The 13,278-nt window shown below is 73.6% G+C and carries 12 protein-coding genes; 6 read left to right on the plus strand and 6 right to left on the minus strand.

Going from position 1 to position 13,278, the window contains the following annotated elements:
* Positions 1 to 55 precede the first annotated feature (55 nt).
* Complete coding sequence (locus tag OG386_RS38060) at positions 56 to 1,786, plus strand: sensor histidine kinase (protein ID WP_328791900.1); 1,731 nt, start codon at positions 56 to 58, stop codon at positions 1,784 to 1,786.
* 6 nt (positions 1,787 to 1,792) lie between these two features.
* Here OG386_RS38060 and OG386_RS38065 read toward each other — a convergent pair whose 3' ends face one another.
* The 3 genes from OG386_RS38065 to OG386_RS38075 all read right to left on the minus strand — a co-directional run bounded on the left by OG386_RS38065 (position 1,793) and on the right by OG386_RS38075 (position 3,756).
* On the minus strand, positions 1,793 to 2,500 hold the full coding sequence (locus OG386_RS38065; RefSeq protein WP_328791901.1) for a response regulator transcription factor: 708 nt from the start codon (positions 2,498 to 2,500) through the stop codon (positions 1,793 to 1,795).
* 109 nt (positions 2,501 to 2,609) lie between these two features.
* Complete coding sequence (locus tag OG386_RS38070) at positions 2,610 to 3,257, minus strand: CBS domain-containing protein (RefSeq protein WP_328791902.1); 648 nt, start codon at positions 3,255 to 3,257, stop codon at positions 2,610 to 2,612.
* A 34-nt stretch (positions 3,258 to 3,291) separates the two neighbouring features.
* Entirely contained in the window at positions 3,292 to 3,756 is a 465-nt protein-coding gene (locus OG386_RS38075; RefSeq protein WP_266600128.1) for a Crp/Fnr family transcriptional regulator, read from the minus strand.
* Between the two features lie 320 nt (positions 3,757 to 4,076).
* Here OG386_RS38075 and OG386_RS38080 point away from each other — a divergent pair, with 320 nt between their 5' ends.
* The gene (locus tag OG386_RS38080) at positions 4,077 to 4,547 is read left to right on the plus strand and encodes a pyridoxamine 5'-phosphate oxidase family protein (RefSeq protein WP_328791903.1); all 471 of its coding nucleotides are present in this window, start codon (positions 4,077 to 4,079) and stop codon (positions 4,545 to 4,547) included.
* A gap of 90 nt (positions 4,548 to 4,637) precedes the next feature.
* Positions 4,638 to 6,341, plus strand: coding sequence for a SulP family inorganic anion transporter (locus tag OG386_RS38085; RefSeq protein ID WP_328791904.1), 1,704 nt, complete (start codon positions 4,638 to 4,640; stop codon positions 6,339 to 6,341).
* A 6-nt stretch (positions 6,342 to 6,347) separates the two neighbouring features.
* On the opposite strand, the gene OG386_RS38090 is transcribed toward OG386_RS38085, so the two are convergent.
* The 3 genes from OG386_RS38090 to OG386_RS38100 form a co-directional block, all read right to left on the minus strand.
* Positions 6,348 to 6,761 (minus strand): VOC family protein, encoded by a 414-nt coding sequence (locus tag OG386_RS38090; protein ID WP_328791905.1) that lies wholly within the window; start codon positions 6,759 to 6,761, stop codon positions 6,348 to 6,350.
* Positions 6,758 to 7,321 carry a MepB family protein gene (locus tag OG386_RS38095; protein ID WP_328791906.1) on the minus strand — a complete coding sequence of 188 codons (564 nt, stop codon included), beginning with the start codon at positions 7,319 to 7,321 and terminating at the stop codon, positions 6,758 to 6,760. The genes OG386_RS38090 and OG386_RS38095 overlap by 4 nt, the downstream gene beginning before the upstream one ends.
* 112 nt (positions 7,322 to 7,433) lie before the next feature.
* Positions 7,434 to 7,826 (minus strand): TOBE domain-containing protein, encoded by a 393-nt coding sequence (locus tag OG386_RS38100; RefSeq protein ID WP_327387094.1) that lies wholly within the window; start codon positions 7,824 to 7,826, stop codon positions 7,434 to 7,436.
* 588 nt (positions 7,827 to 8,414) lie between these two features.
* On the opposite strand from OG386_RS38100, the gene OG386_RS38110 reads away from it, so the two are divergent.
* Genes OG386_RS38110 through OG386_RS38120 form a run of 3 tightly spaced genes read left to right on the plus strand, consistent with a single transcriptional unit; the run spans position 8,415 to position 13,023 of the window.
* Positions 8,415 to 9,320, plus strand: a complete 906-nt coding sequence (locus OG386_RS38110) for an oxygenase MpaB family protein (protein WP_328791907.1) — start codon at positions 8,415 to 8,417, stop codon at positions 9,318 to 9,320.
* Positions 9,321 to 9,346: 26 nt separating this feature from the next.
* The gene (locus tag OG386_RS38115) at positions 9,347 to 11,458 is read left to right on the plus strand and encodes a serine/threonine-protein kinase (protein ID WP_328791908.1); all 2,112 of its coding nucleotides are present in this window, start codon (positions 9,347 to 9,349) and stop codon (positions 11,456 to 11,458) included.
* Positions 11,455 to 13,023 (plus strand): phytoene desaturase family protein, encoded by a 1,569-nt coding sequence (locus OG386_RS38120; protein WP_328791909.1) that lies wholly within the window; start codon positions 11,455 to 11,457, stop codon positions 13,021 to 13,023. The genes OG386_RS38115 and OG386_RS38120 overlap by 4 nt, the downstream gene beginning before the upstream one ends.
* Positions 13,024 to 13,278: the final 255 nt, after the last annotated feature.

A 13,278-nucleotide genomic window follows, 5' to 3' on the forward strand; every position in this document is an offset into this window, starting at 1 on the left:
GAGCTACGGTGGAGGCGACGACCCCGTCGCCCTCGTTGCCGGCCGGAGGTGGGGCATGAGCGCATGCGATCAGCCCGCCCGGAGCGGTGTGCCGCGCCTGCGCCTCGACGAGCTGCTGGACGAGCTCCAGGTGCGGATCGACGAGGTCAGGGGCACCCGCGACCGGCTGAACGGCCTGCTGGAAGCCGTCATGTCGGTGGGCCGGGAACTCGACCTCCCCCAGGTGCTGCGCGGCATCGTCGAGGCAGCCGTGCTGCTCGTGGACGCCGAGTACGGGGCCCTGGGCGTCATCGGGGACGACAAGAAGCTGGCCGAGTTCCTGCCCGTCGGCGTCAGCGACGGCCTCCGCGCACAGATCGGGGACCTGCCCTCCGGCCACGGCATCCTCGGCGAGCTGATCCGCCACCCCGAGCCGCTCCGGCTGTCGGAGCTGTCCGAGCACCCCGCCTCGTACGGCTTCCCGGCCCACCACCCGCCGATGCACTCCTTCCTCGGAGTCCCGATCCGGGTCCGCGAGGAGGTCTTCGGCAACCTCTACCTGACCGAGAAGCGCGGCGGGGCCGAGTTCGACGCCGAGGACGAGGCGGTGCTGTCGACCCTCGCCGTCGCAGCCGGCATCGCCATCGAGAACGCCCGGCTCTTCGAGGAGGTCCGGCTGCGCGAGCGCTGGCTGGAGGCCGGCTCCGACATCACCAGCGCCCTGCTCTCCGGAGCACCCGAGGACGAGGTCCTCCAGGGCGTGCTGGAGCGGGCCAAGGACATCACCAGCGCCGATTCGGGCGTCTTCTACCTGCTCGGCTCCGCCGGCGAGCTGAGGGGCTCACTCGCCCTCGGGGAGGCGGCCGAGGCGCACCGCGGGATCGTCCTGCCCAGCACCCGGGGCACCCTCGCCGAGGCCGCGCTGGGCCGCGACGGCCTCATCACGGTCCCCGACGTGGCAACGGACGAGCGCGTGACCGTGCAACCGGAGAGGTGGACGGGCTTCGGCCCGGCGGTCGCCGTCACCGTCGGCACCAAGGAGCGGCTCAGCGGCGTCCTGATCCTGGCCCGCCGGCACGGTCGCCCCCAGTTCGCCGCTGCCGAAGTCGCCGCGCTGCCGGGGTTCGCGGGTCAGGCCGCCCTCGCCCTGGAGCTCGCCGACCGGCGCCGCGACGCCGAGCAGATGAGCCTGCTGGAGGATCACGACCGCATCGCCCGCGACCTGCACGACCTGGCCATCCAGCGCCTCTTCGCCACCGGCATGACCCTCCAGAGCGCACAGCGCTTCGTCGACCACCCCCAGGCGTCCGAACGCCTCGCGCGCGCCGTGGACGACCTGGACGCCACCATCAAGATCATCCGCTCCACCATCTTCGGGCTCCGCGAGCACGGGGCCCCCGGCGAGGCGTCCACCCTGCGCACCCGCCTCGTCCGGGCCCTGGACGAGGCCGCTGCGGTCCTGGGCTTCGCCCCGGCCCTGCGGATGGAGGGGCTGATCGACACCGACGTACCGTCGGCCGTTGCGGGGGAGGCCCTCGCCGTGGTGGGGGAAGCCCTCACCAACGTCGCCCGCCATGCCCGGGCCACACGGGCAGAGGTCTCGATCGCCGCGGCCGGGGGGAACCTGACGATCACCGTGACCGACAACGGCGTCGGGATGTCCGCGGGCGGCCGGCACAGCGGGCTGCGCAACCTGGCAGAGCGTGCCGAAAGGCTGGGCGGCCGGATGGAGGTCGCAGGGAGGGACGACGGGGAGCGGGGCACCTGCCTGGAGTGGAAGGTGCCACTGGCCCCTCCGAGGAGGTGACCGTCGTCAATGCTCCTGCTGCTTCGCCGTCCCGGCGTTGTGCTCGTGCACCTGGGCGGCGATGACGGCGGCCTGGACCCGCCGCTCGACTCCGAGCTTGCCCAGCAGCCGTGAGATGTGGTTCTTGACCGTCTTTTCGGACAGGTAGAGCTGCTTGGCGATCTGCCGGTTGGTGAGGCCGTCGCCGATGAGTTCGAGGACGGCCCGCTCCCGTTCGGACAGGGCCGCCAAGCGGGCGTCCTCCGGTGGCTTCGCCGCTTCCGGGTCGCGCAGGGAGTGCATCAGACGGGCGGTGGTCGCGGGATCCAGCATGGACTGGCCCGTGGCCACCGTGCGTACGGCCGAGACCAGATCGGAGCCCTTGATCTGCTTCAGCACGTAGCCGGCGGCACCCGCCATGATCGCGTCCAGCAGGGCGTCCTCGTCGTCGAACGAGGTCAGCATCAGACAGGCCAGGCCCGGCATGCGCGAGCGGAGCTCGCGGCAGACGGTGATGCCGTCGCCGTCGGGCAGCCGGACGTCGAGTACGGCGACGTCCGGACGGAGCGCCGGCCCGCGGGCCAGTGCCTGCTCGGCGGTGCCGGCTTCGCCCACGACGGTGATGTCCGGCTCCGCGTCCAGGAGGTCTCGCAGCCCGCGCCGGACCACCTCGTGGTCGTCGAGGAGGAACACCTTGACCGGCGCCCCTGCGGAGGCGTTCGGATCATCGGACATGATCGCCCCTGGTTCGGTCCGTTCCGTGCGGTTCCATCGAAATTGTCTCAGCACGGCGCGCGACGCACCTCGTGGCCGGCAGCACGGCGGGCTAGCGACGCTAGCCGCCCTAGGCGGCGACGGTGCTCTCCTTGCCGTCCAGCTCCATCCGGACGTCCACGACGCCCTCGACCGCGCGGATCGCCCGCGCGAGTAGGGGGACCAGGGCCCGGTCCCGCAGTGGGCCGCGCAACGTGACCACGCCGTCCAGTACGGCGAATTCCAAGGTCATCCCGGGCGCCAGGTCGGCAAGCACGCTCCGGCGGACCTCCTCCTCCAGCTCCTCGTCGGGCCGCAGGAACACCTTGAGGAGGTCGCTGCGACTGACGACACCCTCCAGCATGCCGAGCGCGTTCACCACGGGCAGGCGCTTGACGTGCTTGCGGGCCATGATCCGGGCGGCTTCGGCGACGGGCGCGTCGGGGTGCACGGTGATCGCCGGACTCGTCATGAGCTCCTCGGCCAGCACCGCGCCTGCCTTCGAAGCCTCCTCCAACTGCTCGGGCAGCGCGGGTTCCGTACGCCGGAACTCCTCCTTCGGCAGCAGGTCCGCCTCGGAGACCACGCCGACGACGCGGCCCTCGCCCTCCAGGACGGGGACCGCGCTGACCTTCCACTGGTGCATCAGCTCGACGATCTCCTTGTACAAGGCCTCGCGGCCGATGGCGACGGCGGTGTGCGTCATGACGTCACTGACGGTGTAGCGGGATGCGGGCATGACCGGCTCCTTCGCCGTGCGGACGATCGGACGATCAGAGGAAGCTGCCGCTGCCGTACGGCGCGTACAGGTCGAGGAGGCGCACGCGGGCGGCCTGTAGCCGGTGGGCGAGGACCTGCCCGACCCAGTGGCCGAGGGCGGATCCGAAGGCGGTGTCGGCGTCCATCAGCATCCGCACGCGCGCCGCGTCGAACTCGTACGTGCGGACGGGCGTCATCGCCTCGGCGCCCAGGCGCCAGGAGTACGGCTTGAAGAGCCACGAGCAGCCGACCAGCTGACCGGTGCCGAGGCTCTCTATGACGGCGGCGCGCCGCCCGGGCACGTGGACGTCCAAGGTCACGGTGCCCGACCGGACGATCCAGAACCGATCGGCGCGGCCGCCCTCGCGGAAGATGCGCGTCCCCTCGGCGAAGTTGACCTCTCGGGCCAGTTCCATCAGACGGGAACGGCAGTCGGCGGGCAGCGCCTCGGAGATGCGGGTGGGTGACGGGGTGCTCATGAGCGGCCTCCTGTTCGAGTCCGTCTCCAGTCTTGGTGGTTCCGCCGGTCGGGGGCATGGGCCCTGTGGTCCCGGCTGTGGGCCGACCGGCCCATGCCGGGGCCCGGTGCAGCCGGAGATCCTGGCAGCAGACGGCCGGCTCGAGGCCGTCGTCCGGCGGATCCTCGCGGAACGGTTCGCCAGGTGCGAGACCGACGACGAGGAGTACGGCCGGCGGCCCGCGGTGCTGCGCAGCCGGGCCCCCGGGCCCACGCCCCTTCGAGAAGCCAACAGCGGGCCAGGGCCCTGGCATCCCGCCCGCTCGACCAAGGACGCCCACGATGAAGAGCGACCCGGCCGGCACGACCACCGGCCCGACTGCCGTCAGCACGCCGGGACGGCAGATGGAAGAGCTCCGCGCCGACGAGGCCCTGCACCTGCTGGGCACGGTCGCACTGGGCCGGCTCGTGTTCACCCGGCACGCGCTGCCCGCCGTACGGCCGGTCAACCACCTTCTCGATGCCGGCGACATCATCATCCGCGTGTCGGACGGATCGACGCTGGCGGCCCTGCTCGCGGCCCAGGAAGGAGCGGGCGTGGTCGTCGCCTACGAAGCCGATGCCATTGACCAGGGCGCGCACCTGGGGTGGAGCGTGGTGGCCACCGGCTACGCCACCGCCGTCACCGCTCCCGGCGAAATCGAGCGCTACGCGCACCTCCTGCGGCCTTGGGTCGAGGGCACCGCATCGGGCACCATCCGGATCAGGCCCGACCTGGTCACCGGCTTCCGTCTGCTGGAGAGCAACACGTAGCGGTCGGCCCGCTCGCGCGCTTCACCTCCCCGCAGCCCTCCGCCCGGCACGATGGTGGGCCACAGGCCCGCACGGAGTCCCGGAGGTGCCATGCCCCAGCACGGACGGATCGCGGCCATCCCGCCCGCCTTCCGTGGCTACGGGCGGAAGTGGCTACGGGGCGACGTCCTGGCCGGGATCACGGTCGCCGCCTACCTGGTTCCCCAGGTCATGGCGTACGCGGGTGTGGCAGGTCTGCCCCCGGTCGTCGGCCTGTGGGCCGTGCTGCCCGCCATGGCCCTCTACGCCCTGAGCGGCACCTCACGCCTGCTGTCCGTCGGACCGGAGTCGACCACCGCGCTCATGACCGCCGTGGCCGTCGGGCCGCTGGCAGCCGGCGACCCCGCACGTTACGCGGCGCTCGCGGCAGCCCTGGCACTCGTCGTCGGCCTGCTCTGCCTGGTCGCATGGGCCGTCCGGCTCGGCTTCCTGGCCGACCTCCTCTCGAGGCCCGTGCTCGTCGGCTACCTGGCCGGAGTCGCCTTCATCATGATCGTGGACCAGCTGCCCCGCCTCACCGGGACCAGCGGTGGCGGGTCGGGGTTCTTCCCGCAGCTCTTCTCGTTCCTCCGCCACATCGGCGACCTGCACGGGCCCACGACGCTGATGGCCGCGGGCTGCCTGCTCCTGCTGTTCACCCTGCCCCTGCTACGGCGGCCCCTGCCCGGACCGCTCGTCGTGCTCGCCCTCACCACGGTGGTGGTGGCGGTCTTCGCGCTGGACGAGAACCAGGGGATCGACGTCATCGGCACGGTCCCGACCGGCCTGCCGGCATTCGCCCTGCCCCGGCCGGGTGACCTCGCCGACCTGGTGCTGCCGGCCCTCGGCGTCCTCCTGGTCGGCTACACCGACGTCGTCCTGACCGCACGCGCCTTCGCCCGGCACGACGACCCACGGCCCCTGGACCCCAACAGGGAGCTGCTGGCCCTCGGCACGGCGAACCTCGGCGCCGGATTCCTCCAGGGCTTCCCGGTCAGCAGCAGTGCCAGCCGCACCGCCCTCGCGGACTCCTCGGGAGCCCGTACCCAGGTGTACTCCCTCGTCGGCGCCGTCTGCGTGGCCGCCGTCCTCCTCTTCCTCGGCCCGCTGCTCAGCCACACCCCCGCCGCCGCCCTCGGGGCCATCGTCGTCTACGCCGCCGTACGCCTGGTCGAGGTGGGCGAGTTCCGCAGATTGGCCGCCTTCCGCCGCCGCGAGTTCCTGCTCGCGCTCGGCTGCGGTCTCGGCGTCCTCGCCTTCGGCATCCTGTACGGAGTGCTCCTCGCCGTGGCGCTGTCCGTCGCCGAACTGCTCACCAGGGTCGCCCGCCCCCACGACGCGGTCGAGGGAATGGTGCCCGGCCTGGCCGGCATGCACGACATCGACGACTATCCGACCGCGCGCACCGTTCCCGGTCTCCTCATCTACCGCTACGACTCGCCGTTGTTCTTCGCCAACGCCGAGGACTTCCGCCGCCGGGCGCTGGCCTCGGTCGCCGCCCAGGACGACCCCGTCCACTGGTTCGTCCTGAACACCGAGGCCAACGTCGAGGTCGACATCACCGCCCTCGACGCCGTCGAGGCCCTGCGCTCGGAACTCGCCCGACGGGACATCGTGTTCGCACTCGCCCGCGTCAAGCAGGACCTGCGTCGCCCCCTCGACGCCTACGGTCTGACGTCCGCCGTCGGCCCGGAGCGCATCTTCCCCACGCTCCCCACGGCCGTCGCCGCCTACCGGGACTGGCAACGCGCCACGGGCCGCGATCCGGCTCCCTGACGGGGATCAGCCGGTGGTGGGGGTCGCGACGAGTTCGACCTCGAAGCCGTCGTCGTTCTCCAGGTAGGCGGCGTAGTGCTGGGGGCCGCCGGCGTGCGGATGGCGGTCCGGGAACATCAGGTGCCAGCCGTGGCCGGTCGACTCCTCGGCCAGGCGCTCGACCGCAGCCGCGTCCTCCACGTGGAAGGCCAGGTGGTTCAGTCCCGGCCGGCAGCGCTCGTGCCGGTCCGAGGTGAGGGCCGGGGACCGTTCGACGACCAGGTAGGTCGGCCCGAGCCGCCAGCTGCGGCCGTCGGCCCAGTGCTGGTAGGGCGTGTGGCCCAGGGCCTCCAGGAGCCAGCCGAGCGAGGCGATCGCGCGGTCGAGGTCGGGCACCCACAGTTCGACGTGGTGCAAGGTGCCGCGGGTCGGCCGGCTCACGCGTAGAGCTCCCGGGCCCGGGCGAGGTCGACGGGCCCGTCCTGGGGCAGGGCCAGGAAGTGGTCCAGCTGCCACTCCTGGGCGCTGCCGGCCTGACGGTTGGTGGTGGTCACCCAGGGCGGGTAGACGCGGAAGGCGCGCTTGCCGCCGGAGCCGTCCGTCGATACGACGCCCCGCCGGCGGAGCGCCTCCAAGGGGAGGACGAACTGGCCGAAGTGGTCACCGTCGCGCGTGCTGACGACGAAGAGGTCCACCGGGTCCGCGGCGTCGAACGGTTGGATGGGACCGGCCGGGGAGCGCTTCCAGACGGTGACGAACTGGCCGACCTTCGTGGGGGTGGTCTTCGCCGCGCGGAACCGGACGGCGCGGCCGTCCAGGGTGAAGGAGTGGGCGGCGTAGGCGGCGCCCTCGGCCTCCGGGACCGGCAGCGAGCAGGTGAATCCGCAGGGGTCGTAGACGAGGGCCTTCGCCGCGAGGAGGTCCGGGTGGGCCGTGCCCGCGGCGGTGTCCGACCACGGCCGGGGGCGGGGAGGGGACGGGGGTTCGCGGTGCGTCGTCATGCCTTCACCCTGTCACGGTCCGGCTCCGGGCCGCGGCCCGCGGCGTGCCGATGCGTCCCACCCGGTTCCCCGTGCAGCGGAGCGTGGGGGAGGCGGCCCCCCCCGCGTGCAGTCAGTCGAGGTCGATGTGGACGCTGGTGGACTTCACGCGGGCGACGGCCTGCACGCCGACCGCGAGTCCGAGCTCCTCGACCGCCTCGCGGGTCAGCAAGGAGACCACGCGGTGCGGGCCGGCCTGGATCTCGACCTGGGCGGCCACCTCGCCGAGCGTCACCGCCGTCACGATCCCGGGCAGTGCGTTGCGCGCCGAGGTGGCGGACTCGCCGTCGCCCTCGGTCGCCTCCTGGGCGAGCGCCACGCAGAAGGCGGCCAGATGCACGCCTTCGACCATCCGCTTGTTGCCGTCCCGCAGGGTCGGGAAGCGGCCCGCGTCCGCCCAGCGGCGGGCGGTGTCGGTGCTGACGCGGAGGAGTTGGGCGGCCTCGCCGATCGTGTAGAGCTGCACCCCGCAACTCTATGCCGCCGACGCCCCGGACTTGACCTCGTGCCCGACGTCCCGCAGCCGCGATCACCGGCGGGCGGCCCACGAGGTTGTCGGCCGCGGCCGTGGCCAGCTGGTCCGCGCCCGCCACCGGAACCCCGGGCAGATCGCCAGGCCCGCCGTCGGCGGGCAGCGGAAACGTCCGCCGCCGGGATGCCGCCCGCCCCACAGCGCCGGCCCACGACCGTGGCCGTACGGGAACCGGCCGCCGAGCGGCGGCCGATGAGCCGGGGCGCGTAGCGGACCCCGTACGGCGCGGGCCGCGGGTTGACGCCCGTCCCGACGTCCACGGCCACGGACACCCGCTCCCCGGAGTGCTCGACGGCCAGCACCCGGTACAGGACCAGCCCGGCCGGGCCCACAACCGCCCGCCCCTGCTCGATGGGCCGGGCGGCGGGGCCCGGACAGCCCGGCCTCCACGGCCCCGTCCCGCCCCCCCGACGGGCCCCTGACGGCCGCGGACCCGGTCCGTACGCATCGCTGACGGCCGCCGCCCGCCGCCCCGGATCGGTAGGCTGGAGCCGCCGGGCGCCTGAGACGGGGAGGTACGGGATGGGGACCACCGTGACCGGACCGCGCCCCGGCGCCGACCCGGGGCTGTACGGTCCGTCGTCCGTTACCTGGCAGTGCCACGGCGACCCGATGATGTGGATCGCCGGACTCCGGGCGCTCTACCTCCAGGCGCTCCACCCGCGCGCCGTCCGCGGGGTCATGGAGAACTCCGACTTCCGGTCGGACGCCTGGGGACGGCTGCTGCGCACCGCCGACTTCGTCGGCACCCTCACCTACGGCACCACCGAGGCCGCCGAACGCGCCGGCCTCCGCGTCCGCACCATCCACCGCAAACTGTCCGCCACCGATCCGGACACCGGCGAACGCTTCCCCGTCGACGACCCCGAGCTGCTGCTGTGGATCCACTGCGCGCAGATCGACAGCTTCCTGCACGTCCTGCGCCGCTCCGGCGTCCCCCTCACCCCCGCCCAGGCCGACCGCTACGTCGACGAGAACCGGGTGAGCGCCCGCCTCGTCGGACTCGACCCGGCCGGGGTGCCCGCCGACACCGCCGGGCTCGCCGCGTACTTCGAGCGGATCCGCCCCGAACTCGCCGCCGGCCCCGACGCCCTCGCCGTGGACGACTTCCTGCGCGGCCCGCCCGTCCCTCCCCTCCTCGTACGTGGCCGAAACCTGCTGTGGCCACCCGTCGCCGGCCTGGCGTACGGTTCCCTCCCGGGCTGGGCGCACCAGCTGTACGGGCGGTCCGCACCGGCCCCGCGCAGCGTCACCCGGCGCATGCGCCTCACCGGGCGCGTACTGCGCAGCATTCCCGCAGGTCTACGCTGGCAGCTCCCTCCAGGTCACATCTTGAAAGCGATGCGCCGCATGGGCCCCGGGAGCCGCCCCTCGCCGTACACACTGCGTACATCAGCGGCCATACTGGACCGGCCGGGGAGGGCGTAGCACGAAATCGGGGGCGGCTTTAAGACATGGCGGAGTCCAGACTGATCCAGGGCCGTTACCGGTCGCTCGATCTGATCGGGCGCGGCGGCATGGGCGAAGTGTGGCGCGCCCGGGACGAATCGCTGGGCCGACAGGTCGCCGTGAAATGCCTCAAGCCGATCGGCGCCGAGCAGGACGCCCACTTCACCCAGGTGCTCCGCGAGCGGTTCCGGCGCGAGGCGCGCGTGGCCGCCTCCCTCCAGCACCGCGGGGTCACCGTCGTCCACGACTTCGGCGACGACAGCGCCGCGGGCGGCCCGCTCTACCTCGTCATGGAACTCCTCGAAGGCCGCAACCTCAGCCAGCTGCTGGAGGACAACGAGACGCGCCCGCTCCCCGTGGACGTGGTCGTCGACATCGCCGAGCAGATGGCCGCCGCCCTCGGCTACACCCATGACCAGGGCGTCGTCCACCGGGACCTGAAACCCGCCAACATCATGCGGCTCACCGACGGCACCGTGAAGATCTGCGACTTCGGCATCGCCCGCCTCGCCCACGACATCGGCTTCACCGCCAAGCTCACCGGCGGCAGCATGGCCATGGGAACCCCGCACTACATGTCGCCCGAACAGATCGCGGGCGGCGAGGTCGACCACCGCAGCGACCTCTACTCCTTCGGCTGCGTCCTGTACGAGATCGCCACCGGTGCCCCGCCCTTCGACCTCGGTGACTCCTGGTCGGTGCTGGTCGGCCACCGAGACAACGCGCCCGTGCCACTGCGCGAGCACCGCCCCGAGCTGCCCGGCTACTTCGACGAGGTGGTCCTGGACCTGCTCGCCAAGCGCCCCGAGGACCGGCCGGGCGACGCCCGCCACGTGCACCGCCGGCTCGTCGAGGCACGGCTGGGACCGGGCGGACTGCCCGGCGCCCAGGCCCCGCTCCCGCCCTGGGCCCGCGGCATGACCGCCGGCCGCAAGGCCGGCATCGACGCCCGGCCGGCGAGCGGCGAATGGGCGGTGCTCACCGGAGCCTGGACGGCCGCGCGCCCCGCGGGCGCGCAGCCGGTGCCGCGCCCGCGCGGCGCGTACCCCCCGGTCCATCCCGGCACCACCACCATCATCCGTCCCGCGGCCGAGGAGGACCCGCGGCTCACCGCCGCGTACGGATTCCCGCGCCCCGCCGGCCCGCGGGGCAACGGCCCCGACGCGCTCGCCGCCGGCCACGCGCGCGCGTACGCCCTCAGCCGCGCGGGCCGGCCCGAGGAGGCGCTCGCCGGGTACGCGGCCGTGGCCGAGGGGCGCACGCGGGTACTCGGCGCGGACCACGCCGACACCCTCGCGGCGCGCCAGGAGACCGCGTACGAGTTGGGCCGGCTCGGGCGCCACCAGGAGGCGCACGACGTCTACCGGGCGGTGCTCGTCGCCCGCGAGCGGACCACGGGCACGCTCCACCCCGACACCCTGCGCTGCCGGCACAACCTGGCCTGCGCGCTCGGTGCGCTGGGCCGGTACGCGGACGCCCACGCCGTCGCCGCCGAGGTCGCCGCCGACCGGGCGGCCGTCCTGGGCGCCGAGCACGCGGACACCCTGCTGACCCGCTACGAGGCGGCGTACGCGCTCGGCCGCCTGGAGCGCTGGCAGGAGGCCCTGGTCGCCTTCCACGAGGTCGGCGTCGTACGGGAGCGGGTGCTCGGCCGCGACCACCCCGACACCCTGGCCGCCCGCTACGAGGTCGGCATCGCGCTCGGCCGCACCGGCAACACGCAACAGGCCCTCGACCTGTTCCGGGGTCTGGTCCGCGACCGCACCCGCGCCTACGGGGTCACCGACCCCGAGACGCTGCGCGCCCGGCACGTCCTCGGCGTCAACCTGGGCCGGCTGGAGCGCTGGGCGGAAGCGGTGGCCGAGGCGCGCCAGGTGAGCGCCCTGCGCGCCGAGGTGCTCGGGCCCGAGCACCCGGACACGCTGGTCAGCCGCCGGGAGTTGGCCGGAGGGCTGGGCCGGCTGGGCCGCTGGGACGAGGCGCTGCCCATCTACCGCGACATCTCCGGCATCCGCGAGCGGTCCCTCGGCGACGAACATCCCGACACGGCCCTGGCCCACGCCGACGAGGCCCACTGTCTGGAGCGGCTCGGCCAGGTGTGCTACCAAGAGCCATGACGACCTTCGGGCGGGACGTGTACGACGACGTGATCGTGGGCGGCGGGCACAACGGCCTGGTGGCCGCCGCGTACCTGGCGCGGGCGGGCCGCTCGGTGCTGGTCCTGGAGCGGCTCGGGAACACGGGCGGGGCGGCGATCTCCAGCCGCCCCTTCGTGGGCGTCGACGCCAGACTGTCGCGCTACTCGTACCTCGTCTCCCTGCTCCCGTCGAAGATCGTGCGCGACCTGGACCTGCGGTTCGCGGTGCGCCGCCGCACGATCTCCTCGTACACGCCCACCGAACGGGGCGGGCGGCCCGGCGGACTCCTCGTCGGCGGCGGAGAGCAGCGCACCCGGGAGTCCTTCGCGCGGCTGACCGGCTCGGAGCGGGAGTACGAGAGCTGGCGCGCCTTCTACGGGACCACCGGGCGGGTCGCCGAGAAGGTGTTCCCGACCCTGACCGAGCCCCTGCCCACGCGGGCGGAGCTGCGGGCCCGGATCGACGACGAGGCCGCCTGGCGGATGCTCTTCGAGGAGCCCCTCGGGCAGGCCGTGGAGCGGAACTTCGCCGACGACCTGGTCCGCGGGGTGGTCCTGACGGACGGGCTGATCGGCACCTTCGCGGACGCGCACGACCCCTCCCTCGCGCAGAACCGCTGCTTCCTCTACCACGTCATCGGTGGTGGGACCGGCGACTGGGACGTGCCCGTGGGCGGCATGGGCGCGTTGACGGACGCCCTCGCGGCGGCGGCCCGGGCGGCCGGTGCCGAGATCGCGACCGGCCACGAGGTGCTGCGGATCGACACGGACGGGGTCGCCCCGGCCGAGGTGGTGTTCCGCACGGCGACCGGGGAGGGCCGGGTCGTCGGCCGCACGGTCCTGGTGAACGCCTCGCCGCAGGCCCTGGCCGAACTCCTCGGCGAAGCCCCGCCGGAGGGCGCGGCCCCGGCCCCCGAGGGCGCCCAGCTCAAGGTCAACATGCTGCTGCGCCGACTGCCCCGGCTCCGGGACACCTCGGTGGACCCGAGCGAGGCCTTCGGCGGCACCTTCCACATCGCCGAGGGCTACGCCGAGCTCGCCCGCGCCTACGCGGAGGCCGCCTCCGGCGAACTGCCCTCCGTACCGCCCTCGGAGATCTACTGCCACTCCCTGACCGACCCGACGATCCTCGGCCCGGAACTGGTGGAGCAGGGCTACCAGACCCTCACCCTCTTCGGCCTGCACGCGCCGGCCAGGCTGTTCGGACACGACAACCAGCAGGCCCGCGAGGTCCTGCTGACGGCCACCCTCGCGCAGCTCGACGCGCACCTGGCCGAACCGCTCACCGACTGCCTCGCCTTCGACGCGGACGGCCGCCCGTGCATCGAGGCGAAGACCCCGCTGGACCTGGAGCGCGAACTGCGGCTGCCCGGCGGCCACATCTTCCACCGGGACCTGTCCTGGCCCTACGCCGACCATGGCGGTCGGTGGGGCGTGGAGACCGCCCACCGCAACGTCCTGCTGTGCGGGGCGGGCGCGGTCCGCGGCGGCGGAGTCAGCGGGGTCCCCGGACACAACGCGGCGATGGCGGTACTCGGACACTAGGCCCTGTCGTCAAAGTCCCGTCGGGCGCGCGACGCCCGGCACCGCACCTCGCCGCGTTGTCGGGGCACCCGAGTACGTCCAGTACACGGGCGCCCCTCCGCCTTGCGATGCACGGCACCGGACGCCGCGCGCCTTGCCGACGCCACTTTGACGACAGGACCTAGGTGTATTGATCACGAGCGTTGTTGACACTCGGCAGGTCTTGAACATGGCGAAGACCTCCGGTGTGGTGGGAGCTGTCTAGGAACTCACCGC

Origin of the sequence: Streptomyces sp. NBC_00273, assembly GCF_036178145.1 — a bacterium.
GTDB lineage: Bacteria > Actinomycetota > Actinomycetes > Streptomycetales > Streptomycetaceae > Streptomyces.